This is a genomic window from Brevundimonas sp. DW-iso22 (assembly GCF_058725425.1).
In genome coordinates this window covers 108223-130944 of sequence record NZ_JBZXEB010000003.1, presented here as the reverse complement: position 1 = coordinate 130944, position 22722 = coordinate 108223, and the positions used below count along the sequence as shown (strand labels likewise).

General features: G+C 67.1%; 22 protein-coding genes. 13 read left to right on the top strand and 9 right to left on the bottom strand.

Annotation, left to right across the window (positions count from 1 at the left end; translation table 11 throughout):
- The first annotated feature begins 28 nt into the window (after nucleotides 1–28).
- Nucleotides 29–1300, top strand: coding sequence for a pentapeptide repeat-containing protein (locus tag AC4PRM_RS04185; RefSeq protein WP_487921136.1), 1272 nt, complete (start codon nucleotides 29–31; stop codon nucleotides 1298–1300).
- Between the two features lie 83 nt (nucleotides 1301–1383).
- Here AC4PRM_RS04185 and AC4PRM_RS04180 read toward each other — a convergent pair whose 3' ends face one another.
- Complete coding sequence (locus tag AC4PRM_RS04180) at nucleotides 1384–1848, bottom strand: Hsp20 family protein (protein ID WP_492038903.1); 465 nt, start codon at nucleotides 1846–1848, stop codon at nucleotides 1384–1386.
- Between the two features lie 278 nt (nucleotides 1849–2126).
- On the opposite strand from AC4PRM_RS04180, the gene AC4PRM_RS04175 reads away from it, so the two are divergent.
- The 3 genes from AC4PRM_RS04175 to AC4PRM_RS04165 all read left to right on the top strand — a co-directional run bounded on the left by AC4PRM_RS04175 (nucleotide 2127) and on the right by AC4PRM_RS04165 (nucleotide 4953).
- Nucleotides 2127–2939 (top strand): class I SAM-dependent methyltransferase, encoded by an 813-nt coding sequence (locus AC4PRM_RS04175; RefSeq protein WP_492038902.1) that lies wholly within the window; start codon nucleotides 2127–2129, stop codon nucleotides 2937–2939.
- Between the two features lie 68 nt (nucleotides 2940–3007).
- Nucleotides 3008–3934 carry a class I SAM-dependent methyltransferase gene (locus tag AC4PRM_RS04170; protein ID WP_373256978.1) on the top strand — a complete coding sequence of 309 codons (927 nt, stop codon included), beginning with the start codon at nucleotides 3008–3010 and terminating at the stop codon, nucleotides 3932–3934.
- Nucleotides 3931–4953 (top strand): alpha/beta fold hydrolase, encoded by a 1023-nt coding sequence (locus AC4PRM_RS04165; protein WP_492038901.1) that lies wholly within the window; start codon nucleotides 3931–3933, stop codon nucleotides 4951–4953. The genes AC4PRM_RS04170 and AC4PRM_RS04165 overlap by 4 nt, the downstream gene beginning before the upstream one ends.
- Here the strand turns inward: AC4PRM_RS04165 and hisN are convergent.
- Together hisN and AC4PRM_RS04155 are read right to left on the bottom strand one after the other, a co-directional pair.
- Nucleotides 4950–5735, bottom strand: a complete 786-nt coding sequence (gene hisN / locus AC4PRM_RS04160; protein ID WP_492038900.1) for a histidinol-phosphatase — start codon at nucleotides 5733–5735, stop codon at nucleotides 4950–4952. The genes AC4PRM_RS04165 and hisN overlap by 4 nt on opposite strands.
- Before the next feature lie 48 nt (nucleotides 5736–5783).
- Nucleotides 5784–6155 (bottom strand): helix-turn-helix domain-containing protein, encoded by a 372-nt coding sequence (locus tag AC4PRM_RS04155; RefSeq protein WP_373256981.1) that lies wholly within the window; start codon nucleotides 6153–6155, stop codon nucleotides 5784–5786.
- A gap of 122 nt (nucleotides 6156–6277) precedes the next feature.
- Here AC4PRM_RS04155 and AC4PRM_RS04150 point away from each other — a divergent pair, with 122 nt between their 5' ends.
- Complete coding sequence (locus AC4PRM_RS04150; RefSeq protein WP_492038899.1) at nucleotides 6278–6598, top strand: GlsB/YeaQ/YmgE family stress response membrane protein; 321 nt, start codon at nucleotides 6278–6280, stop codon at nucleotides 6596–6598.
- Between the two features lie 346 nt (nucleotides 6599–6944).
- On the opposite strand, the gene AC4PRM_RS04145 is transcribed toward AC4PRM_RS04150, so the two are convergent.
- From AC4PRM_RS04145 to AC4PRM_RS04135, 3 genes are all read right to left on the bottom strand, one after another.
- A complete protein-coding gene (locus AC4PRM_RS04145) occupies nucleotides 6945–7496 on the bottom strand; it encodes a superoxide dismutase (protein WP_373256982.1) in 552 nt (183 codons plus the stop codon).
- A 235-nt stretch (nucleotides 7497–7731) separates the two neighbouring features.
- On the bottom strand, nucleotides 7732–9564 hold the full coding sequence (gene typA, locus AC4PRM_RS04140; RefSeq protein ID WP_373256983.1) for a translational GTPase TypA: 1833 nt from the start codon (nucleotides 9562–9564) through the stop codon (nucleotides 7732–7734).
- A gap of 144 nt (nucleotides 9565–9708) precedes the next feature.
- Nucleotides 9709–11766: an OPT family oligopeptide transporter gene (locus tag AC4PRM_RS04135; protein ID WP_492038898.1), complete on the bottom strand. Its 2058-nt coding sequence runs from the start codon at nucleotides 11764–11766 to the stop codon at nucleotides 9709–9711.
- Between the two features lie 93 nt (nucleotides 11767–11859).
- Between AC4PRM_RS04135 and mutM the strand changes: the two genes are divergently transcribed.
- Nucleotides 11860–12723, top strand: a complete 864-nt coding sequence (gene mutM, locus AC4PRM_RS04130) for a bifunctional DNA-formamidopyrimidine glycosylase/DNA-(apurinic or apyrimidinic site) lyase (RefSeq protein ID WP_492038897.1) — start codon at nucleotides 11860–11862, stop codon at nucleotides 12721–12723.
- A gap of 1 nt (nucleotide 12724) precedes the next feature.
- The gene (locus tag AC4PRM_RS04125; RefSeq protein ID WP_492038896.1) at nucleotides 12725–13174 is read left to right on the top strand and encodes a hypothetical protein; all 450 of its coding nucleotides are present in this window, start codon (nucleotides 12725–12727) and stop codon (nucleotides 13172–13174) included.
- Nucleotides 13175–13178: 4 nt separating this feature from the next.
- Here the strand turns inward: AC4PRM_RS04125 and AC4PRM_RS04120 are convergent, their stop codons facing one another.
- A complete protein-coding gene (locus tag AC4PRM_RS04120) occupies nucleotides 13179–14096 on the bottom strand; it encodes an NAD(P)/FAD-dependent oxidoreductase (RefSeq protein WP_492038895.1) in 918 nt (305 codons plus the stop codon).
- Between the two features lie 117 nt (nucleotides 14097–14213).
- On the opposite strand from AC4PRM_RS04120, the gene AC4PRM_RS04115 reads away from it, so the two are divergent.
- Entirely contained in the window at nucleotides 14214–15032 is an 819-nt protein-coding gene (locus AC4PRM_RS04115) for an enoyl-CoA hydratase-related protein (protein WP_492038894.1), read from the top strand.
- Between the two features lie 4 nt (nucleotides 15033–15036).
- Here the strand turns inward: AC4PRM_RS04115 and AC4PRM_RS04110 are convergent, their stop codons facing one another.
- Together AC4PRM_RS04110 and AC4PRM_RS04105 are read right to left on the bottom strand one after the other, a co-directional pair.
- Nucleotides 15037–17091 carry a M56 family metallopeptidase gene (locus AC4PRM_RS04110; protein ID WP_492038893.1) on the bottom strand — a complete coding sequence of 685 codons (2055 nt, stop codon included), beginning with the start codon at nucleotides 17089–17091 and terminating at the stop codon, nucleotides 15037–15039.
- Entirely contained in the window at nucleotides 17091–17477 is a 387-nt protein-coding gene (locus AC4PRM_RS04105) for a BlaI/MecI/CopY family transcriptional regulator (protein WP_492038892.1), read from the bottom strand. The genes AC4PRM_RS04110 and AC4PRM_RS04105 overlap by 1 nt, the downstream gene beginning before the upstream one ends.
- Before the next feature lie 213 nt (nucleotides 17478–17690).
- On the opposite strand from AC4PRM_RS04105, the gene rpsT reads away from it, so the two are divergent.
- From rpsT to recF, 5 genes are all read left to right on the top strand, one after another.
- The gene (gene rpsT, locus AC4PRM_RS04100; RefSeq protein WP_373256991.1) at nucleotides 17691–17960 is read left to right on the top strand and encodes a 30S ribosomal protein S20; all 270 of its coding nucleotides are present in this window, start codon (nucleotides 17691–17693) and stop codon (nucleotides 17958–17960) included.
- 473 nt (nucleotides 17961–18433) lie between these two features.
- Complete coding sequence (dnaA, locus tag AC4PRM_RS04095) at nucleotides 18434–19843, top strand: chromosomal replication initiator protein DnaA (RefSeq protein WP_492038891.1); 1410 nt, start codon at nucleotides 18434–18436, stop codon at nucleotides 19841–19843.
- Between the two features lie 175 nt (nucleotides 19844–20018).
- Complete coding sequence (dnaN, locus tag AC4PRM_RS04090; protein WP_296165961.1) at nucleotides 20019–21137, top strand: DNA polymerase III subunit beta; 1119 nt, start codon at nucleotides 20019–20021, stop codon at nucleotides 21135–21137.
- 76 nt (nucleotides 21138–21213) lie between these two features.
- Nucleotides 21214–21507 (top strand): GIY-YIG nuclease family protein, encoded by a 294-nt coding sequence (locus AC4PRM_RS04085; RefSeq protein ID WP_487921123.1) that lies wholly within the window; start codon nucleotides 21214–21216, stop codon nucleotides 21505–21507.
- 60 nt (nucleotides 21508–21567) lie between these two features.
- Entirely contained in the window at nucleotides 21568–22716 is a 1149-nt protein-coding gene (recF, locus tag AC4PRM_RS04080) for a DNA replication/repair protein RecF (protein ID WP_492038890.1), read from the top strand.
- The last annotated feature ends 6 nt before the right edge of the window (nucleotides 22717–22722 follow it).

Below are 22722 nucleotides of genomic sequence, written 5' to 3'. Positions count from 1 at the left end.
TAAAGCCTCGCCGTTAAGGATGAACGCCATGACGGGGGAAACCGCGAACACGGTCGCCAGAAGGCGCATCGAACAGGCCGAACTGGACGCCATCTGCGCCCGGCACGACCGCCTGTGGCAGGCCAAGCCGGGCGGGGCCCGCGCCGTCTTCGCCTGGATGGACCTGTCGGGTCTGGACCTCAGTGGCCGACACCTCGCCGATGCAGATTTTTCCGCCGCCTGCATGATCGGAGCGAACCTGTCCGGCTCGCGGCTGGACAATGCTGTCTTCTTCGGCACCGACATGCAGGACTGCAATCTGGCCGAAGCCAGCCTGCGTCGGGCAGATTTGCGCGGGGCCTGCCTGCGCGGCGCCGATCTGACAGGGGCCGATCTGTTCGAGGCTGACCTGCGCGAGGGTACTATCGCCTCCGCCGACGCCAAGATGGGTTACCGGGTCATCGAGGCGCGCTCGCGCAACGAAACCCAGGCGCAGGGGGCCTGCCTGGCCGGGGCCAATCTGGAGCGGTCCAAGCTGACGGGCGTGGTCGCCGTCGCCGCCGACTTCTCCGACGCCATCATGAAGGACTGCAAGCTGGTCCGGGCCAATCTGAAACAGGCCAGTTTCCGCGGTGCTGATCTGGCCGGTGCCGATCTGTCCGGGGCGGACCTGTCCGGTGCCGATCTGCGCGACGCCATTCTGGTGGGTGTGAAATCGGCCATGTGGCGCACCGACGGTGCCGACATGTCCGGGGCTCTAACCGATACCAAGTCTGCGGGCGAGCCGGTGTCGCGCATGCCGGCGGCCCATATGCTGGCGGAGCATGCCCAGTGGTGCGAGACCGGCGGCGCGTCGGGCCAGCCGTCGGTGTTCGACGGTGTCGATCTGCGGGCTCTGCGGTCCATCACCGGCTACAATCTGACCGCCCTGTCTGCCAAGGGTGCCGTCTTCTATGGCCTGGACATGGAAGGCGTCCAGCTTCAGGGCGCGCATCTGGAGGGGGCCGATCTGCGCTCGGTCAACCTGAAGGGGGCCGACCTGCGGGGTGCGCGTCTGAAGAATGCCCGGCTGAACGGTTCGGACATGCGGGGTGCCCAGTTGGGGCCACTGATGATCGCGGCCGATCGCCTTCTGCCGGCGGACCTGACCGGGGCGACCCTGCGCGGGGTCGATCTGTCAGGGGCCGACATGAAGCGGGCGGTGCTGACCGGCGCCGACCTCAGCCGAGCCCGCCTGCACGGGGCCTGCCTGCGTCAGGCCGAGCTGACCGACGCGGACACGCATGGCTCCCACGGGCTGGAAGCGGCGCTGAGCGCCTGATGCAAAAAAGGGGGCGGCGCGGACGCCACCCCCTCATCACATTTGCCCGGTCGCGCGGCTGCGCGGCTTGAGGGCATTCAGGCTCAGGCCGCCTTGGTCTTCTTGCCTTCGATCAGAGCCTTGCCCGAACCGATCTCGATGCGGCGGGGCTTCAGCGCCTCGGGCAGTTCGCGGGCCAGTTCGATGGACAGCAGGCCGTTGACCAGGTCCGCGCCCTTGACGATCACATAGTCGGCCAGCTGGAACCGGCGCTCGAAGTCGCGCTCGGCCAGACCGCGGTGCAGATAGGTGCGCTGCTCGACATCGTCATTGGCGGTCTTGCGGCCCGTTACGGTCAGAAGGTTTTCCTTGACCTCGAGGTTCAGCTCGTCGGGCTTGAAGCCGGCCACGGCGATCTCGATCCGGTAGGCGTTCTCGCCCGTTGTCTCGATGTTATAGGGCGGCCAGCCGTTCTCCTGGCTGGAGCGCGCGGCGCTTTCCAGCAGGCCGGCCAGACGGTCGAAGCCCACGGCGGAGCGGTAAAGGGGAGTAAAGTCGACAGTACGCATGTCATCCTCCTGAGGATCAGCAAGGTTGAACCGTTCCCGCGTTTTTATTGCCCGGAACGGCGGTTGGGGATCAGTCCGCACGGCCCGATGTTCGGCCCCGTCCGGTCTGGAGGACCCGGAATCGGCATCCTCAGACCACGATGTGGGAAGCGGTTTTCCGGCGTCAAGAGCTCCGGAACGTTGCGGCCAACTGTCTTGAGTGTCGGATACGGACTTGCCCCGCAGGAAGGGGTTGGTCAGGGTGTCCTTCGCCCGTTCACCGCATCCGGAACCTCCTCATGCGCCTGCTCACCCTAGCCGCCCTGTCGGCCTTCGTCCTGCCCACGATGGCGCTGGCCCAGACCCTGCCCGCCATGCCGACCCTGGACGAAACCCCGTCCCAGCGTGCCGAGCGCCGCGCCGCCATGACCCCACCGGTGTTTCAGGAAGATGCCGCGCTGCAGGCGGCGATCGGCTCCGACACCCGGCCCGCCGCCGACATCGCCCGCGACGCCTATCGCCATCCGTTCGAGACACTGACCTTCTGGGGCCTGCAGCCCGGCCTGACCGTGGTCGAGATCGAGCCCGGTCGCGCAGGCTGGTGGAGCCAGATTCTGCAACCCTATGCCGAGGCCACGGGCGGGCGCTATGTCGCCGTCAATCGCCCGCTGGAATCCATGGTGGTCGAGGACGGCCAGGCCGACATGATCATCGTTGCCCGCGCCTTTCACAACTGGCACCGCTCGAACCCTCAGCGCACCGGCCCCTATCTGGCCGCCTTCTTCAAGGCGCTGAAGCCCGGCGGGGTCCTGGCCGTCGAGCAGCACCGCAGCGTGGACGGCCTCAATGCCGACGACACGGCACCGACCGGCTACATGCCCGAAAGCTGGGTCATCCGCGCGGCCCAGACCGCCGGTTTCGTGCTGGACGCCCGCAGCGAGCTGAACGCCAACGCCGCCGACGACCGGGATCATCCGTTCGGCGTCTGGACACTGCCGCCAGTGCGCCGGTCCGAACAGGACGGCCGCACCCTGACGGCCGAGGAGCGCGCCGCCTTTGACGCCATCGGCGAAAGCGACCGCATGACCCTGCGTTTCCGTAAACCCGAGTAGGCTTCGGTTTTGACCCTGACGGTGAACATGTTTACTCCCGGCGGCACGACGACCGACGGGGAGGTTTGATGGCGCAGCGGACGACGGACGGCAGTCTTTTCGCCTCGCGCCGGTCATGGCTGGCCGGAACAGCGGCGCTGGGCCTTGTGATGGTTTCCGGCTGCGGTCGCGGCGACGACAAGGCGGCGGCTCCAGAGGCTGAAATCCCTGCGCCGCAGGGCCCGCCCGAGGGGTCGCTGGAATGGGCCGTGGCCGGGCCCTGGCGGTCGGTCTCTGACCGGGCCCGCGACGCCGATCGCCATCCGATGGAGACGCTGCGGTTCTTCGGCCTGCAACCCGCCATGACGGTCGTGGACTTCTGGCCCGGCAGCGGCTGGTACACCGAGATTCTGGCTCCCTATCTGGCGGAAGGGCGGGGCACCTATGTCGCCGCCGGCTTCCAGACCGGGCCTCTGACGGACCCGGCCCAGAGCGCCCTGATGGCGGCGTTCGAACAGCGGTTCACCGCCGATAAGGATCTGTACGGTGAGATCGTCCTCAGCGCCTTCGGTCCCACGTCGGGGCCTGTGGCAGAGGCAGGTACCGCCGACATGGTCCTGTTCATGCGGTTCATCCACGCCTGGATGGCAGCGGGCATAGCGGAGAAGGCCTTTGCCGACGCCTTCGCGGCGCTGCGCCCCGGCGGTATTCTGGGCATTGAGCAGCACCGCCTGGCTCCGGACAAGGATCAGGACCCGGCCGCTGCCAGCGGCTACGTCCAGGAGGCCTTCGTCAAACAACTGGCCGCCGAGGCCGGGTTTGTTTTCGTCGCCGCATCGGAGATCAATGCCAATCCGGACGACGACACCGACCATCCGTTCGGTGTCGAAACCCTGGCTCCGCTCCGGCTGACTGCGCCGCGCGGAGAACCGGCCGATCCGGAGTTCGACCGCACCGAGTATGATGCGATCGGCGAGAGCGACCGCATGACGCTGAAGTTCAGGAAACCAGAGTGACCGACACGTCCGCTTTTACCGCCGACGCCCCGTTGATGGGGGTTCCGGGGGCTGCGCCACCGCCCGGCGGCAAGGGCGAGTGGTTTCGCGGAGCGGGCCGTCTTCGCCTTCGTGCCGCCTTCTGGACGCCTTCCACACTGGTTGCGGCCCGGCCGCATGGCACGGTGGTGATCAGTCCTGGTCGCACCGAACCCATCGAAAAATACTATGAGGTCATCGGCAACTTCCTGGCGCGGGGCTGGTGCGTCCTGGCCCATGACTGGCGCGGCCAGGGACTGTCTGCCCGCCTGCTGCCCGACCGGCTGAAGGGTCACGCCCGCGCGGTCGAGGAATTTCTGGACGACTATGACCGTCTGCTGGACGCCTTCGACGATCGTGCGCCCAAGCCCTGGATCATGGTCGGCCATTCCATGGGCGGCGTGCTGAACCTGATGAGCCTGGAACAGGGCGAGACCCGCTTCGCCGGAGCCATCCTGTCCGGCCCCATGCTGCGCATCAAGACCGGCAAGCGGGCCATGTGGTCGGTCAAGCTGGCCGTGCGCTGGAACCTGCGGCACGGCCGGGCCGGGGACTATGTGCTGGGCGACGCCGACGACCCGTTCGACCACACATTCGAGAAGGACGCCCTGACCACGGACGAGGCCCGCTATGATCAATGGCGGCAACAACTGTATGCCTGTCCGCATCTGGCCGTCGGTGGGCCGACCTGGGGGTGGCTGGCCTTCGGCCTGGATGTCGGCCAGCGGGCGCTGAAGACTGGCGCACTGAAATCGGTCCGCATCCCGGTCTGTATCGTTCAGGCTGCGGACGATGACAGGGTCTGGAAGCAGAGCAGCCAATGGGCCGCCAGACGCATCCCGCGCGGTCGATATGTCGAGGTGCCGGGGGCCAGACACGAGGTCATCATGGAGACCGACGACAAGCGCGCGGTCTTTCTGGAAGAGTTTGATGCCATGGCGGCCGAGGTCGCTCCGGTGTCTCGCTTGCCCGAATCCGCGGCGGCGTTCGAAACCGCCTAGAGGGCGGCCCGTCTGAGCGTTACCAGTGCCTGCTCCCGGATCGACACGTCGCCCACGGCCAGGATCTGGCCGTTGCCGTCCGGCACTTCGCCCCGCCAGTTGGTGACGGCTCCGCCTGCGGCTTCAACCACAGGCACCAGGGCCGACCAGTCCCAGACCTTCAGACTGGTCTCGGCCACCAGATCGATCCGTCCCGCCGCGATCATGGCATAGGCATAGGCGTCGCAGCCCAACCGGGCGAGCCGCGCTGCCGCCCGCACCTGTGTCCAGGCTCCCAGTTCGGCACCGGTGAAGATGTCAGTGTCGGTCGTGGCGATCACAGCCTCCGTGAGACGGGCGCAGGGACGTACCGCCAGCGGCCTTGCGTCGCCACCCTTCAACAGTTTCGCGCCCGAAGGCCCGCCGATGAAGATTTCGTCCAGATAGGGCTGTCCGATAATCCCCACGGTCGGCCGTTCGCCGACACGAAGACCGATCAGATTGGTCCACAGCGGCAGGCCGGCAATGAAGGCGCGCGTGCCATCGATGGGGTCCAGCACCCAGACGTGCTCGGCGTCCGGCCGGTCCTCGCCGTACTCCTCGCCAATGACGCCGTGCTCGGGATAGCGTTCGGCAATCATGCGGCGCAGGGCCTGCTCGGCTTCGCGGTCGGCCTGGGTGACCGGATCGAACGCACCGGGCCCACCCTTGTCGATCTGCTCATACTCGCCCCTGAAGAAGGGCAGGCTGACACGCGCAGCCTCGCGGGCCAGATCGATGGCGAACAGTTCAAACTCGGTCATGGGGCTCCGGATAGACAACCGTCCCGACGGAGTCACCACTCCTTGTCGTCAGGCTGCTTCGCCGTCGTGCAGCGACTTGGCCAGATCAAGCAGGCGGCGGCGGGGGCGTTCGTCCAGTTGATAGTAGGCCTGGATCAGGTCCAGGGTTTCTTTGCGAGAAAACATCTCGCCGCCCTGACCGCTCCCGCCGCGCTCGATGGCGTCTTCCAGACCATCGTAGAAATAGCTGACGGGCGATTCCAGCGCCTCTGCGAGTTGCCACAGACGTGCGGCCGAGATGCGGTTGGCCCCGCATTCGTATTTCTGGATCTGCTGAAAGCGGATGCCCACCTGGGTGGCCAGCTGTTGCTGGGTCAGTCCCAGCAGGCGACGTCGACGACGAAGACGGCGGCCGAGGTGAAGATCGATGTCCGTAGCCATTTGCCCATTCCCTGCAACTGTCCCGAAGCGGGACAACTCGCCTGTGACGGCGCAAGGGGCATGCCGGGCTCGCGCCCTGAGGGAATGAGCGGCCGGGAACGGAGCTGTCACCACAGAGTTTGGTGCAGGACGCAACCGCATTGTCGCATGCGCATTTACTGCCCGAGCTTTGCTTTGGAAGAGAGGACTACACTATGGGTATCATTGGATGGATCATCATCGGCATCGTCGCCGGTTGGTTGGCTGAAAAAGTCATGGGCCGCAGCCACGGCCTGATCACAAACCTTATCGTCGGTATTGTCGGCGCTATTCTGGGTGGCTGGATCTCGGGCACCTTCCTCGGCGTCGCCGTCGGCGGTTTCAACATCGTGACGCTGATCGTCGCGTTCTTGGGTGCCTGCCTGCTGCTGTTCCTGCTGGGACTGGTCAAGCGTCGCGCCTGATCTTCGGATCGGTAACGTGAAGAAGGCGGCTCCTTTCGGAGCCGCCTTTTTTCTTGCCTGGGCCTGGCTTTGCGTCCGGCAAAAGCCATTACCTATGGCGAGGTCGGATGCGCCGCTGCGGTAACAGAGATGCCTCCGGGTGGAGAGGAATGCTCCTATCGGTCCTCGTCCTGGCCGCTCCTTGTTCAACACGTCCGGTGACCGCTTCTCACAGGTCATCACAGCGCATCTGGCCCCATATATCGACCACCGGCAGCGTCTCCGGCCGGCGATCGACCGGTCGATGACGGACACAGAAAAGGGCGGCCCCGTCAGGAGCCGCCCTCGTCAGTTTTCGAGACGTCGCTTACTCGGGCGAGGTCATGTCGTCGTCGCCGTCCGTGGTCGGCGGGGACGCCGGATCCGTCGGCTCGGTCGGCAGCGTCGGTGCGCTGGCGTCCGGCGGCGTCATGGGCTCCGAGCTCGGAGCGGGCGGAGTCGCCTCGGCCGGGGCCGGCGCTGCGCCTTCGATCGCCGGGGCCGCTTGGAACTGTTCACTGTTCCAGCCGACAGTCACGCCGGGTCCATTCTGCTCGACACCGCCCGAAACGGGAACGCCGCGCAGCTGGCCATCGGTTCCGCGGACGGTCAGTTCCTGACCGGCAGGGGTTGAGCGAGCGCCTTCGAGCGTGCCCAGCGGGGTCCCGTCAACACCAGCAACGGGTGCGCCGGGGGTCAGGGTCAGGGTCTGCGGCTGAGCCGGAGTGGCGGGTTCAGCCGGAGCCATCGGCTCCTGCGGCATGGTTGCCGGGGCAGGAGGGGCGGGGGGCGTTTGCGGAGCCGTGCTGTCCTGGGCGAACGCAGGAGCGGTCATGAGGAGCAGGCCGGCAACGCCACTTAGCAGCGCGGTCTTACGCATGATATTTTCCTTGTTACGCGAGCAGGGAGGCTCGCCACGAGATAAAAACACACTCCATTGCGGATTGTTTCACCTGCCCCGAAATGACCTTCTCCTCGCCCGGTTTGACCGATTCCGGGTCTAAGTGGGCCATGAGTGTGACTCCCCCGCTCGATGCGGGACCGTCAGCGCAGAAACGAAAAAGGGCGGCAAGGCTGTGCCCGCCGCCCTTGATGTCTGCCTTGATGCCGAAGGATCAGTCTTCGCGAACGCGCTTCTTGCGGAAGCTGGGGTTCAGCACGGCCTTGCGCAGGCGGATCGACTTGGGCGTGACCTCGACCAGTTCGTCTTCCTCGATATAGGCGATGGCCTGTTCCAGCGACGGGCGGCGCGGCGGGGTCAGGCGAACGGCCTCGTCCTTGCCGGCGGCACGGATGTTGTTCAGTTGCTTGGCCTTCATCGGATTGACGTCCAGGTCATCCCAGCGCGCGTTCTCGCCGATGATCATGCCCTGATAGGTCTTCTCGCCACCGCCGACGAACATCACGCCGCGATCCTCCAGGTTCCACAGGGCGAAGGCCGCCGTCTCGCCGTCCGAGTTGGAGATCAACACGCCCTTCAGGCGACCCTCGATCCGACCCTTGTGCGGCTCATAGTGGCTGAACACGCGGTTCAGCACGCCCGAACCGCGCGTATCGGTCAGGAACTCGCCCTGATAGCCGATCAGCGAGCGCGACGGGCAGGACAGCTGGATGCGCGTCTTGCCGGCACCCGACGGACCCATATCCTTCAGCTCGGCCTTGCGGGCCGAAAGCTTCTCGATGACGACGCCGGAGTATTCATCGTCGACGTCGATCATGACGTCCTCGATCGGCTCCATCTTTTCGCCGTTCTCGCCGGTCTGATAGACCACGCGTGGACGGCTGATCGACAGCTCGAAACCTTCGCGGCGCATGTTCTCGATCAGCACGCCCAGCTGCAGTTCGCCGCGACCGGCAACCTCGAAAGCGTCCTTGCCGCCCGTCTCGGTGACGCGGATGGCGACATTGGCCTCCGCCTCCTTGAGCAGGCGGTCGCGGATCACGCGCGACTGGACCTTGTCGCCTTCACGGCCGGCCAAGGGGCTGTCGTTGACCGACACGGTCATGGAGATGGTGGGCGGATCGATCGGCTGTGCGGGCAGGGCCTCGGTCACTTCCAGGGCACACAGAGTATCGGCCACGGTGGCCTTGGACATGCCGGCGATGGCGACGATGTCACCGGCCTCTGCACCCTCTTCGACCGGCTGACGCTTCAGGCCGCGGAAGGCCAGCACCTTGGTGATCCGGCCCTGTTCGATGGTCTTGCCGTCGCGGTCCAGCGCCTTGATGGCCAGACCGGGATAGGCCTTGCCGCTTTCGATACGGCCGGTCAGCAGGCGGCCCAGGAAGGGATCGCTCTCGATCAGGACGTTCAGGATCTGGAACGGCTTGTCCTTGTTCTCGACCTGTTTGGGCGGCGGCACGTGGCGCACGATCAGGTCGAACAGCGGGCCCAGATTGTCGGACGGCTGGTTCAGGTCCAGCGTGGCCCAGCCGGCGCGGCCCGAAGCATAGATGTGGGGGAAGTCCAGCTGCTCGTCCGTCGCGCCGATGGCGGCGAACAGATCGAAGGCCGCATTGTGAACGCGGTCCGGATCGGCGTGGGCGCGGTCAACCTTGTTGATGCACAGGATCGGCTTCAGGCCCATCTTCAGCGCCTTGGTCAGCACGAACTTGGTCTGGGGCATGACGCCCTCTTCGGCGTCGACCAGCAGGACGCAGCCGTCAACCATGCCCAGGATCCGCTCCACCTCGCCGCCGAAGTCGGCGTGGCCGGGGGTGTCGATGATGTTGATGCGGGTCTCGCCCGCCTCGCCGTTCCACAGCACCGATGTGGCCTTTGCCAGGATGGTGATGCCGCGTTCGCGCTCCTGATCGTTGGAGTCCATGGCGCGTTCGGTCGTCGCCTCATTGGCTCGGAAGACGCCGGACTGGGCCAGAAGCTGGTCCACCAGCGTGGTCTTGCCGTGGTCGACGTGGGCGATGATGGCGACGTTGCGCAGGTTCATTTGAGTATCACGAATAGGCGGCCGGAACGGAGGGGCCGCTGGCAGAGGCATAATTGCGGGAAGGCGCGCGCCTCTTACCGAAGCGCGCGCCGAAAAGCCACCCTATTGCCCGGTTGGGGCGGATTGAAGGCCCCGGATATCGTTCTAGACCTTGGCCGACTGTCTGCGGACCCAGGCATAGAGGGCGAAGGCCAGACCGGCGAAGACCACCAGACCCGCAATCATGGCGGGCCAGGCCGAGCCCTCGGGCAGCATGGCGAACGGTGCGTCATTGCCGGTGCCGACGATGACGCCCGCCGTCATGACCAGGAACAGGCTCTCGCCCACGATCAGGCCACTGGCCAGAAGCACGCCCATGCGACGACCGACGTCGGCGAAGCGAGTCGTCTTGATCGCCCGATCGTAGATCCAGCCGCACACCGCCCCGATAACCAGCATCGTCGTGACCGCAGCAGGCAGGTAAAAGCCGATCCCGACAGCCAGCGGCGGCAGCTTCATCCGGCCCTTGGTGGCACTGTTCAGAATGATGTCCAGCACGATGATCACTGCGCCGATCACAGCGCCCAGTCCGATCAGGTCCCAGCGCAGGTCTCCGCCGATGACGCCGCGCGCCAGGGCCGAGATCAGTGTTGCCTGCGGAGCAGCCAGTGGCTCGTCCGCGATACCCCGGGGCCCGCCTTCGAAACCGAAGGCCGCGTTCAGCAGGTTCAGGATCAGGGGAATGACGATGGCCCCCGCGATCACGCCGACGATCAGCGCCGCCTGCTGACGCCAGGGCGTAGCCCCGACCAGCTGGCCGGTCTTCAGGTCCTGAAGGTTGTCGTTGGCGATGACCGCGACGGCAAAGACGATGGCTGTTACGATGAGGGCGAAGGCCACCACCGACGGATCGGCGGGCAGGCCGGCGATGGCCAGCACGCCCAGCATCAGCAGCGATGCAATGACGATGGCCAGGATGCCCACGCCCGACACGGGGCTGTTGGACGAGCCGATCAGCCCGGCCATGTAGCCGCAGATGGCGGCGACCGCGAAGCCGATCAGGATGACATAGATCAGACCGCCCCCGACCAGCAGCCAGGTCGATCCGGCCAGTGTCGGATTGCTCTGGGCGAAGAAGGCCAGGATGAAGCCGATACCGATCAGGCAGGCGACCGACAGACCGGCCACAATATTGATCGGAATGTCCTGCTCGGTCCGGTCCAGAACCTCGCCGCCCTGGCGACGGCGATTGGCGGCGAGCGCCGAGGTCAGCCCGCCGATCAGCGGTCCGGCCAGCTTGATCAGCGTCCAGATCGCGGCCACGCCGATGACGCCCGCCCCCATGAAACGCACTTCGCGGCTCCAGACCGTCATGGCCAGTTCTTCGGCCGGGGCACCCGTCGGCAGGGTCGTGGCGATGGACGGAATGCCGTTGGCGGTCAGCCAGGCGATGGTGTCCGGGCTGGTCAGGATCGGCACTGCGATCACCCAGGCCAGGATCAGGCCGAACAGTTGCGCCAGGCCCACGCTGAGCCCGATCAGGTGACCGGCCCCTAGAAGCGCGAACTGCATACCGAAGCCGATGCCCGTCGCTCCACCACCCAGAGCCGCCGGCAGTTTGAGGAACCGCGCCGTCTCGCCGGCAAAAACCCGCCCCGCGACCAGCAGGGCATAGCCCGCCGACACGAGGGCTCCGGTGACCACAACCCACAGACCGGCCGCATTCTCGCGCACCGCGCTCTCGGTCTGTTCAGCCCCGCGCGACCCGACGGTCAGCACTTCGGCCGCCGCGACGCCTTCGGGATAGGGAAGCCCCGCCTCGACAACCAGCGCCCGGCGCAGGGGAATGGAGAAGGTGACGCCCAGCACACCGCCGAAAACGCAGATCAGCACCGATTCCCAGAACGGAAACTCCAGCCACCAGCCGACCATGACCAGACCCGGCAGCACGAAGATGATCGAGCTCATGGCCCCGCCGACCGAGGCCACGGTCTGGACCGTCATGTTTTCCCAGATGGTCGAGGTCTTGAACATCCGCAGGATGGCCATCGAAATGACCGCCGCCGGAATGGCCGAGGCGAAGGTCAACCCCACCTTCAGGCCCAGATAGGTATTTGCCGCCGTGAACACGACGGCCAGCAGACAGCCCAGGACCAGGGCCCGCAGGGTCAGTTCGATACGTTTGATGCCCGTCGCGGGCGCGCTCGAAGGCGTGTCGGTCATGTGGTCGTCCCTCTCCGAACGGCGACGTAAACCGAGAATGGCCAAGGGAGCAATCTCCCTTCTCCCGTCAGGAGAGACGCGTTACGAACCCCCATGCCTGAACTCCCCGAGGTCGAGACTGTCCGCCGTGGCCTGGAACCCGTGCTGGCCGGTGCGCGCCTGACCCATGTGCGCCAGAACCGGCCCGACCTGCGCTTTCCGTTTCCCGAGCGGTTCGTCGACCGGCTGGAAGGGGCGACGGTCCAGCGCATCGACCGCCGCGCCAAATATCTGCTGATGCCGCTGTCGACGGGCGAAACCTGGGTCACCCATCTGGGCATGACCGGTCGCTTCACTCTGGACGGCACCCAGCTGGGCGAGTTCGAGGAACCGGCCCCCATCAGCGGCAAACATGAGCACGTCAGCCTGTGCGCCGTCTCCGGCACCACCGGCACCCGCATCGGCTTCGCCGACGCCCGCCGTTTCGGCTTCATGGGCCTGATTTCCAGCGACGCGGTCGAGGCGCATCCCTGGTTCGACCGCATGGGCCCCGAACCTTTCGGCAATCATTTCTCCGGCGCGCACCTGGCCGAGGCGTTCCGAAACAAGTCCCAGAACATCAAGGTCAGCCTGCTGGACCAGCGGATCGTCGCGGGTCTGGGCAATATCTATGTGTGCGAGGCCCTGTACCGCGCCCGCATCTCGCCCCTGGTCGCGGCGGGCAAGGTCTCGCGGCCCCGGCTGGAAGTTCTGGCCGCCGTCATCCGCGACGTGCTGAACGACGCCATCGCCGCGGGCGGCTCCACCTTGCGCGACTTCGCCAATGCGGATGGTGGCCAGGGCTATTTCCAGCACCGCTTCGACGTCTATGGCCGCGAGGGCCAGCCCTGTCTGGGCGAAGGCTGCACCGGTACGGTCAGGCGCATCGTCCAGGCTGGACGCTCCACCTTCTACTGCCCGTCCTGCCAGAGGCGCTGAGATGACCCATCGCAAGACCCATCTCTGGATCAGCCTGATCGTTGGCCTGGCCGTATGGAGCGTCTATTTCGGCCATGTGATCCAGTCGTTCCGGCGTGGGGATCCCGGCAATCTGGCGCTGTGGTTCCTGGGGGCCCTGGCCGTCATCATTCTGGCCGAGACGGTCGCCACCGGACTGATCGCCTGGCTGTTCCGCAGGCGGGCACGGGTTCTGGACGAAGGACCCACGCTTCAAGCCGCGCTCAAGGCCAGCCATGTGGCCCTGATGATCCTGGTCGCCCTGGTCCTGATCGCGGCGGCCGGCCTCGCCGCAGCCAGTCTGTTCGGCTGGACCATCGACCTGTCCGCTGCGCGCACCCAGGTTCTGGCCGCCAATGCCCTGCTGGCTATGGTGGTGGTGGCCGAACTGTCCCGCGCGGCCCTGACCCTGGCCCTCATCCCGCGCCGCTGACGCCCTATTTTCGCAGGGCGTGGCCGTCCTGTTCGCGCAGCCAGTTGTGGGCCTTGGTCGCCGCGATCGCGCCATGACCCATGGCGACCGTGATCTGATCCAGACCCTGAACCACGTCACCGGCGGCCCACAGCCCCTCGACGCCTGCGCCGAACGGACTGTCCTCGGCCAGGCAGTCGCCCTCGCCCCGGCGTGCCCCCAGACTGAGCGCCAGTTCGCTGCGGGGGCGCAGGCCCAGCGCCGGGTAGAGAATGTCCACGGTGACCGTCCGGCCCGTGGTCAGATGCACGGTCATGGCATCCGGTGTGGGCTCCAGCCGGTCCAGCGCCCCGTGCAGCACCGTCACCCCCGCCTGATCCAGCTGCGCCGTCTCGTCCGCCGTCAGCTCGGAGTGGGCCAGCGGCATCAGCGTCACATCGTTCGTATACTGACGCAGGAACAGCGCCTCGGCCGCGCCATTGGTGTCGGCCCCGATCACGCCCATCTTGCGGTCCGTCCCCTCATAGCCGTCGCAGATCGGACAGTAGCGCAGCACCCCGTCGGCGATGGCCTTCTCGTGCACCGCATCGGGCAGATCGACCTCGTTCATCGACACCCCCGTCGCCATGATCAGGGCCCGCGTCCGCCAGGACTGACCCGCGCCGCTCAGCAAGAACCCGTCGTTCGATCGCTGGATATCCTCGACCCGTGCCTCGGCGACGACCGCGCCATACTCCATCGCCTGGCGTTCCATGATCTGCACCAGCGCCTTGCCTGCAATCCCGTCGGGAAAGCCCGGCACATTGTGCGCCATCGGCCCGCGCAGCGCCCGGCTGGTCGCGTCGTGCAGCACCAGCACGCGCCGATGATACCGCGCCAGATACAGCGCGGCCGTCAGGCCCGCTGGCCCCGCCCCGACCACGATCACATCCGGCTGGTCCATCGCGCTTGCCCCCATGCCCACCCTAATGGCCAAGCTGAGGCAAGAGTTCCGACGCCGGGGGTTTCGGCCCGGACCGAGGTCGCGCTAAACCGGGCCAAACGCGGAGCCTGCCCCCCCATGACCGACACCCCGATGACCGACACCCCCACGACCGACACCTATGCCAACCTTCTGATCGAACGCCACGCCGACGGCTATGCGGTGGTCACCCTGAACCGGCCCGAGGCGCTGAATGCCCTCAACTCGGCCCTGTTCAAGGATCTGGCGGACTTTCTGGATGCCGTCGAGCATGACGACAGCGTCCGCTGCCTGATCCTGACCGGCAGCGGGGAAAAGGCCTTCGCCGCCGGTGCCGACATCAAGGAGATGGCGGATCAGTCCTATGCCCAGATGTACACCGGCAACTATTTCGCCCTGGGCCACGACCGCATCACCCGCTTCCGCAAGCCGATCATCGCGGCAGTCAACGGCTTTGCCTTGGGCGGCGGCTGCGAACTGGCCATGCTGTGCGACTTCATCGTCGCCAGTGACAAGGCGAAGTTCGGCCAGCCCGAGATCAACCTCGGCGTCGCCCCCGGCATCGGCGGCTCCCAGCGACTGACCCGCCTGGTCGGCAAGTCCAAGGCCATGGACATGGTCCTGACCGCCCGCATGATGGATGCCGCCGAGGCCGAACGCGCCGGCCTGGCCAGCCGCGTCTTCCCCCACGACACGTTGGCGGACGAGGTCCGCAAGATCGCCGCCAGGATCGCCTCGCAAAGCCCGCTCGCCGTCATGGCCAACAAGGAAATGGTCAACGCCGCGCTGGAGACCACCCTGACCCAGGGCGTCCAGTTCGAACGCCGCCTGTTCCACAGCCTGTTCGCCTTCGAGGACCAGAAGGAAGGCATGGCCGCCTTTGTCGAGAAGCGGAAACCGGTGTTTACGGGGCGCTGAGGGTTTAGGTGCGCGGCACACCCCTGTTTTGGGGGTCGGCCGCCCGCCGCTCGTTGGCGAATGGCGCTCGGCGGGCAGGATGGTCGGCCCGAGGCCAACCTGGAAGCCTCAGCCCGCGCTCGTTTGGCCAAGCCTCACGCGTCGCCGCCCGCTCAGCTCGGCGTTCGGCGAGGAATTCGCTTTCACGTGGTTCCGCCGCTTCAGCCGGTGCGGCCCGGGTTCCTGAATCGAGGGCCCCGAGCTGGCTGACCGGCGTCGCGTCGGCTGCATCGCAGGGATAGGCTCGCGCGAGGGCCGAGCGCGCTACGTCCCTGGGCCTGTCGTCGGGCCGGATTGAGGCGCGGGCTATCTCGGCCTTGCCGCGGGCGACCAGGGCACCCAGCGCGGCGCGCCGCACGCTCTCGGACCCACGGTCCAGATCTGCTGGCAGACACAGACCGTCAGCTTGAAACTGTGAGAACATGACCCCTGCGCAGAACCCATCATCGCCCGGGTCGGCCGACGCGCAAAGGGTTTGGTATTCGCGAGCTGTGGGATCACGGTAGCGCGCCTGCTGCTCCGGGCTCAGGGCGTTCCGGGCCGTGTCGGTCGCCATTCGCGCGGCGACTTGTTCGCGGCTGGCGTCCATACGGTCGCGGCGCGCCTCGGCTTCGGGCTTCAGCGTATACATCACATGGCCCCCGATGGTTTCCACGCGGGCCACGGCCTCCGGACTGACGCCGCTGACTGGAAAACCGTCCGGCATGAGATGGCCGTCCACGCTGACCGGGGTCGTTCCGGTAAAGGCCAGGATCAGATTGACGGCCCGCGGGAGCTCGTTCGTGCGGACGTCCACGCGTTCGGGGGCCACGGCCCACATCGGCAGACCCTCGGGCAGGAGGGTGCCGTTCAGCAGGGTGCGCGTGTCCGGGCCTAGGTCGACGGTGCGCGACTGTTCGACCAGAAGCGCCGAAGCCGAAGCCGCAGCCGCGGCCGGGCTGTCTGCCCGTTCGGCCGCCGCCTCCGAGCCGATCGCCGGAGCGGTGGTCCGGATCACAATCACAGCCTCTCGCTCCCCGGCTACTGCCAGCGATCCGGCACCGCCCAGCAGGGCAATCAGGCCGGCCAGTCCGAAGGCGGTCAGATGGAGTCCTCTGCCCGCGGCGGGAGCGGGGCTGAGGACGGCTTTCAGTCGAAGCATGGCGGTGGTCCTTCCCGCGCCGGTGAAGGTCAGGGCGGGCAGGCCGCCGGAGGCGTGCGGACCGGCGCGGTCCCGCAAGGCCTCGATCAGGGATCGGGCATAGGCCCGGCGAATGTCCGGCGCGGCCTGTTCCAGGGCCAAGGCGTCGCAGGCCTCTTCCCGCGCGGCGGCGCGCCGGGCGCGCAGAACCGGCATGAGAGGATTGAAGGCCAAGGCGACCAGCAGCGCTTCCTCCATCCAGACGGCGTGATGGTCGCCCCGCTTCAGATGGGCCAGTTCATGGGCGATCACGGCCCGGGCCGCCTCCGCATCTGCCGCCTCGGCCAGGCCGACGGGCAGGATCAGTCGCGCTCGGCCCAAACTGGCCAGCAACGCCTCCCGGGCGGAGGTGCTGACGCCCACACGCGGCGGGCGGATGGTTAGGTCGCGGGCCGCGGCCTCGACCATCCCCGCCACCGTCGGGTTAGGTGCCTTGGCCTGACCTATTACACGGAGCAGTCGCCCGGCTCGCAACACCAGAGCCGCGAGACGAACGGTCGTCAGCACGGCCGCAACACCGAGAATGACCCAGGCCGCCATTGTCGGGTCGAGGGCGAAAGCCTGCGCTGGCGTGGCGGCGCTTGCGACCGGCATCGAGATGAGGCCGTTCGGCAGGGCCGCGGGGGCCAACGATATCTCCCGCACCGGTGCCGGCGTCAGCAGTATCAACCCGAGCGCCAGCGGCGGCAGGGCTGGCAGGACCAGCGCTCCGGCCCACACCCTGTCCCTCAGCCGCGGATCGGCGCTCATTCGCTCGACCCCCCAGCCGCCGACCCAGCCGAGGCCCGCCACGACGATTGATAGCCCAAGCGACAGGACCATCAGCTCGGCCGCGCCCATCAGCGGTCCTCCCCGGCGGCGTCGGGCGCGGCCAGAGCGGCCTCCAGTTCTGCGATATCGTCTGCGTCGAGGATCTGGCTGCCCGAGAAGGCGGCCGCGGGCAGCGGCCCGTCCAGATCCAGCAGGGCACCCAGCCGTTTCATCAACCCGCCGATCACCGCCGTCTTTGGCTGGGCCGTAGAATAGACCGCCATCCCGTGCACATCACGCCGGCTCAGCAGGCCCTTGGCCCGCATTCGCTCCAGCACTGTCCGTGTCGTCGATGACGACCAGCCCAGGTTTCCAGCGATACGACTCTGCACCTCACGCGCCGACAGATCCCCGTCGCGCCAGAAGCATTTAAGGATGTCCAGCTCGGTCTCGCTGGGGACAGTCGGCTCGGCCATGGCTCACCACATTGTAGATGTCGCGATTACGCTACAATTGTAACCAAGCGGCGTCAATAGTCGCGCGCCGGGCAGTCAATTTTCAACTGCGGTGAGCATCCAAGACTCCGCCTTGCCTCCCCACGGCCTTTCCGCTATAGCCGCCCGCTCTTGAGGTTCCTGCGCCGGGGACGGACGTTTCCGCAGCGCTTTCGCACGATAGGTTTTTGACTGATGGCCAATAACGCCGGCGCCAAGAAGGCGATCCGCAAGATCGCCGCCCGCACCGAAGTGAACAAGGCGCGCCGCACGCGCGTTCGCACCTTCCTGCGCAAGTTCCAGGAAGCCGTTTCGGGTGGCGACGCCGGTGCCGCCAAGACCGCCTTCATCGAGGCCCAGTCCGAGCTGATGCGCGCCGTCTCCAAGGGCGTCGTTCACAAGAATACGGGCTCGCGCAAGGTCGGTCGTCTGGCCGCCCAGCTGAAGAAGATGTCGGCCGCCTGATCCATCGGGCACCGGACGGCCTTTCATAGGCCTGTCATGGTAAAGATCAGTGATTTCAACGGCGAGAGGGCTCAGGCTCTCTCGCCGTTTGCACGTGCGCGGCTAAGCGATTGAGCGCGGAATCGGGTCGCCGATTATGGTGAACGCGGTTTTTTTCCAAGCCGCTCCGGGCTTTAGCGGAGTCAACGATTTTAACTTCAATTCTGACCGCGAATCAGCGTTGACGCCCCCCGCTCGGGGCGTAAGTTTGGGGCTCTGACGCACTTCCATCCCCTCACGGATGAAGACGGCGCGAGACCTGATTTCGCGGCGGCGTGAGACGCCTTTTCAAGAGTTCGACCCCACCGTTGAAGCACCGCTTCGAGGGACCGGAGAAGTCGTGCCTTGGCTCAGGCGGCTCTGCGAAGCGTGTTCGGTGATGGGTTTCTAATGCGGGTGGCTGAACGATGACTGGGGGCGCAATGATGGCGGGGATGACGGATCCGGATCACATCTGGACCGAGGCGGCGAGCCGTCTTCGGGCCGAGATCGGCGACGGGCCTTTCAGCTCCTATATTGCGCCGTCGGCCGTGCGCGCCGATGGGGCCGGCCAGCTGATCCTGGTGACGCCGACCGCCTATGCCCGCGACTGGGTGCGCAAGAACGCCCTGCGCCGCATGAATGAGCTGTGGCTGGGCCTCGATGGCCTGAACCGCCGTCTGGACGTCCGCTGCCGCGCCGAGATGGGCTCCGTCGCCCCTGCCTCCCAGGTCGCCGCCGGCCGGGCCGAGGGTGCTGCCGTGACCGCCCCCATCCCGATGCCGACCGTGGCCCCCGTGGCCGATGGCGAGCGCGCCGTCCGCGCCGCCGGCCTGCAGGACCGCCTGACCTTCGACAGCTTTGTGGAAGGGCAGGGCAATGCCTTCGCCCTGGCCATCGCCCGCCAGGCGGCCGCCTGGGCCGACGGCCACTTCAACCCCATCTTCTTCTGCGGCCCCTATGGCTATGGCAAGACCCACCTGTTGAACGCCATCGCCTGGGAGGCCCAGCGCCTGCGTCCGGACGCCAGGGTGGTCTATCTGACCGCCGAACGCTTCCTGTCGACCTTCGTGCGCGCCATGCAGGACCGCTCGACCGCCGCCTTCAAGGAAAGCCTGCGCAGCGCCGACATGCTGTTGATCGACGACGTCCAGTTCGTCGGCGGCAAGGCCTCCACCCAGGAAGAGCTGCTGGCCACGCTCACCTGCCTGATCGAGGACGGCAAGAAGATCGTGCTCAGTGCCGACCGCCCGCCCATGGCCCTGACCGAGGTCGAGCCGCGCCTGCGCAGCCATCTGGCCTCGGGCCTGACCTGCCCGGTCGAGCCCGCCGACCGCCAGCTGAAACTGGCCGTCGCCCGCAACCGTCTGCAGGCCCTGGCCCGTCTCGGCGTCGTCTCGGGCGAGGTTCAGGCCGATGTGCTGGAACATCTGGTCGACCGCACCCCCGGCTCGATGCGCGAGCTGGAGGGGGCCGTGAACACCCTGGCCGCCGTCGCCGGCGCCCGCCTGTCCACCCTGGGCGTGGACGAGACGCAAGGGTTGCTCGGCTCCGCCCTGCGCGGGGGCCCCGAGCGCCGCATTACCGTCGACGAGATCCAGAAGACGGTCGCCGACCACTTCAGCCTGAAACAGGCCGACCTGCTGAGCGAGCGCCGCACCCGCGCGGTGGCCCGCCCGCGCCAGATCGCCATGTGGCTGTGCAAACAGCACACCACCCGGTCCTACCCCGACATCGGACGCCGCTTCGGTGGCCGCGACCACACGACCGTCCTGCACGGCGTGCGCAAGGTCGAGGAACTGATCGCCGCCGACGACCAGATCGCGCGGGACGTCGAGACGCTGACGCGCAAGCTGAGAGGTTAGGGAACAGGGTCCAGGTTCTAGGTTTTTGGGGTTGTCCACAGGTGCCCGCGACATCCTCCCTGGAACCTAGCCCCTGGCCCCTAGAGCCTTCCTTGCTCCCCGCCACCAATCCGCTAGTGTCCAAGGCCCTTATCTTCGCGGCGACGCCTGAGTCGCCGCCGGCGGGCGAGACCACATGCAGCTGACCATCGAACGTTCCGCGCTCCTCAAGGCCCTTGGCCACGTCCAGAGCGTCGTCGAACGCCGCAACACCATTCCCATCCTGTCCAACGTCCTGCTGTCCGCCGGGCGCGACAAGCTGGCCTTCGCCGCCACCGATCTGGACATGGAGATGGTCGACGAGGCCGAGGCCCAGGTCCAGGTCGAGGGTCAGATCACCGCGCCCGCCCACACCCTGTACGAAATCATCCGCAAGCTGCCGGACGGGGCCGAGGTTTCGCTGACCTACAACGGCGACGATCCGCGCCTGACGGTCTCGGCCGGGCGGTCCAAGTTCAACCTGCCGGTCCTGCCAGCAGGCGACTTCCCGGTCATGTCCACCGACACCTCCGGCTCCCGCTTCGCCCTGCCCAAGGAAGACCTGGCCCGGCTGATCGACAAGACGCGCTTCGCCGTCTCGACCGAGGAAACGCGCTACTATCTGAACGGACTTTACCTGCACACGGTCGCCGAGGCGGGCATTCCCCTGCTGCGCGCCGTGGCCACCGACGGCCACCGCCTCGCGCTGGCCGAGACGCCCGCGCCCGAGGGGGCCGCCGGCAGTCCCGGCGTCATCGTGCCGCGCAAGACCGTCGACCAGGTCCGCCGCCTGCTGGACGACGGCTCCGGCCCGGTGGAGGTCATGGTCTCGCCGCAGAAGATCCGCTTCGAGTTCGGCCAGGCCAGCCTGACGTCCAAGGTCATCGACGGCGCCTTCCCCGACTATATGCGCGTCATCCCCAAGGGGAACGACAAACAGGCCGACATCGACAACGCCGTCTTCGCCTCTGCCGTCGACCGCGTCGCCACCATCTCGGCTGAAAAGAGCCGCAGCGTGAAACTGGCCTTCGACCTGGACCGGGTCACCCTGACCGTGCGCAACATGGAGGCCGGGCAGGGGGTCGAGGAGGTCGAGATCGGCTATTCCGAGGAGCCTTTCGAAATCGGCTTCAACGCCCGCTACCTGCTGGACGTCGCCGGCCAGATCACCGGCGAGACCGCCCACTTCAAATTCGCCGACCCGGCCAGCCCGACGCTTGTGCTCGATCCGGGTGATCCGGGCGTGCAGTATGTGCTGATGCCGCTGCGGGTTTAGTACCCACTTTTTTATGATCCGCTCATCCCGGCGAAAGCCGGGACCCAGTCCTTTCGTTGCACACGGAGGTGTCCGGTTGGTCTTCTTCACCTACATCGTGACCAGCCGCCGCAACGGAACGCTCTACACCGGATCGACCGACGATCTGGTGACGCGGATCAATCAGCACCGAAACGGCAAATACGAGGGCTTCACCAAGAAGCACGGCGTCGCCCTTCTGGTCTGGTTCGAGCGCCACGACACCCGGCATGCCGCTTTCGTCCGCGAGCGTCAGATCAAGGAATGGAAGCGGGTCTGGAAGCTGGAGCTGATCGAAAAATCCAACCCGGGCTGGACGGACCTGTTCGATACGTTTGGACGAGAGGCCTGAGTCTACGCAAAAGGACTGGGTCCCGGCTTTCGCCGGGATGAGCGGAATTTTTATAGCCCCTTGATCACCACCCTCACCCTCACCGACTTCCGCTCCTACGCCTCGGCCACCCTGCCGATCCAGGCGGGCACGGTCGTGCTTCACGGTCCGAACGGCGCGGGCAAGACCAATCTGCTGGAGGCGCTCAGCCTGTTCACGCCGGGCAAGGGGCTGCGCGGAGCGACGGCGCCGGAAATGGGCCGGCGCGAACCCGGCGAGGCGACCGGCCGGGCCTGGGCCGTCGCGGCGGTGCTGACTGACGGGGAGGGCGAGACCAAACTCGGTACCGGCGTCCAGTCCGCAGGGGCCGCCCGCCGGATCGTCCGCATCGACGGAGAAACCGCGCCGCCCGGCCGCCTGCTGGACCATCTGCGCCCTGTCTGGGCCACGCCCGAGCAGGACCGGCTGTTCTCCGACGCCCGTGCCGAGCGCCTGCGCTTCTTCGACCGGCTGGTCTTCGCCGCCGACCCGTCTCATGCGGCCGCCGTCTCGGCCTATGAAAAGGCCCTGCGCGAGCGGCTGCGCCTGCTGACCGACGGGGCCGAAGGCCCGAATTCTTCAGGAAGGTTGGCCGCCGACCCCCTGTGGCTCGACGCTCTGGAGATCCGCCTGGGCGAGGCCGGGGCCCGCGCCGCCCTGGCCCGTGCCGGAGCCCTGGCCACACTTCAGACCGCCATCGACGTCCGCGCCGACCGCCCCTTCCCCCAGGCCGACCTGGGCCTGACCGGAGAGGCCGAGGGCCTGGCTGTCACCGGCTCCGACGCCGACACCATCGCCGCCCACATCCGCGACGGCATGGCCCGCGCCCGCCCGCGTGACGCCGCCGCCGGCCGCTCCCTGTTTGGCCCGCACCGCTCCGATCTGACCGCGCTTCACCGCGAGAAGAACCGCCCCGCCGCCGAGGGCTCCTCCGGCGAGCAGAAGGCCTTGGTCCTCAATCTGATCCTCGCCCAGATCACCCGCCTCGCAGACCAGAGCGCACCCCCTGTCCTCCTGCTCGACGAAGCCCCCGCCCACCTCGACACCGCGCGCCGCGCCGCCCTGTTCGACGAGATCGAGGCCCTGGGTCTGCAGGCCTTCATGACAGGCACGGAGGCAGAGCTGTTTGCCCCGCTCAGGGGGCGGGCACAGTTTGTCCGCGTGGCAGACGGCAGGTTCGATGTGGCGTGAAGACGT

What these genes read in the sequence shown, in the direction of transcription:
- AC4PRM_RS04185 (WP_487921136.1), top strand. Translation starts at nt 29, where the DNA reads ATGACGGGGGAAACCGCGAACACGGTCGCCAGAAGGCGCATCGAACAG.
- AC4PRM_RS04180 (WP_492038903.1), bottom strand. Translation starts at nt 1,848, where the DNA reads ATGCGTACTGTCGACTTTACTCCCCTTTACCGCTCCGCCGTGGGCTTC.
- AC4PRM_RS04175 (WP_492038902.1), top strand. Translation starts at nt 2,127, where the DNA reads ATGCGCCTGCTCACCCTAGCCGCCCTGTCGGCCTTCGTCCTGCCCACG.
- AC4PRM_RS04170 (WP_373256978.1), top strand. Translation starts at nt 3,008, where the DNA reads ATGGCGCAGCGGACGACGGACGGCAGTCTTTTCGCCTCGCGCCGGTCA.
- hisN (WP_492038900.1), bottom strand. Translation starts at nt 5,735, where the DNA reads ATGACCGAGTTTGAACTGTTCGCCATCGATCTGGCCCGCGAGGCTGCG.
- AC4PRM_RS04155 (WP_373256981.1), bottom strand. Translation starts at nt 6,155, where the DNA reads ATGGCTACGGACATCGATCTTCACCTCGGCCGCCGTCTTCGTCGTCGA.
- AC4PRM_RS04145 (WP_373256982.1), bottom strand. Translation starts at nt 7,496, where the DNA reads ATGCGTAAGACCGCGCTGCTAAGTGGCGTTGCCGGCCTGCTCCTCATG.
- typA (WP_373256983.1), bottom strand. Translation starts at nt 9,564, where the DNA reads ATGAACCTGCGCAACGTCGCCATCATCGCCCACGTCGACCACGGCAAG.
- AC4PRM_RS04135 (WP_492038898.1), bottom strand. Translation starts at nt 11,766, where the DNA reads ATGACCGACACGCCTTCGAGCGCGCCCGCGACGGGCATCAAACGTATC.
- mutM (WP_492038897.1), top strand. Translation starts at nt 11,860, where the DNA reads ATGCCTGAACTCCCCGAGGTCGAGACTGTCCGCCGTGGCCTGGAACCC.
- AC4PRM_RS04125 (WP_492038896.1), top strand. Translation starts at nt 12,725, where the DNA reads ATGACCCATCGCAAGACCCATCTCTGGATCAGCCTGATCGTTGGCCTG.
- AC4PRM_RS04120 (WP_492038895.1), bottom strand. Translation starts at nt 14,096, where the DNA reads ATGGACCAGCCGGATGTGATCGTGGTCGGGGCGGGGCCAGCGGGCCTG.
- AC4PRM_RS04115 (WP_492038894.1), top strand. Translation starts at nt 14,214, where the DNA reads ATGACCGACACCCCGATGACCGACACCCCCACGACCGACACCTATGCC.
- AC4PRM_RS04110 (WP_492038893.1), bottom strand. Translation starts at nt 17,091, where the DNA reads ATGGGCGCGGCCGAGCTGATGGTCCTGTCGCTTGGGCTATCAATCGTC.
- AC4PRM_RS04105 (WP_492038892.1), bottom strand. Translation starts at nt 17,477, where the DNA reads ATGGCCGAGCCGACTGTCCCCAGCGAGACCGAGCTGGACATCCTTAAA.
- rpsT (WP_373256991.1), top strand. Translation starts at nt 17,691, where the DNA reads ATGGCCAATAACGCCGGCGCCAAGAAGGCGATCCGCAAGATCGCCGCC.
- dnaA (WP_492038891.1), top strand. Translation starts at nt 18,434, where the DNA reads ATGACGGATCCGGATCACATCTGGACCGAGGCGGCGAGCCGTCTTCGG.
- dnaN (WP_296165961.1), top strand. Translation starts at nt 20,019, where the DNA reads ATGCAGCTGACCATCGAACGTTCCGCGCTCCTCAAGGCCCTTGGCCAC.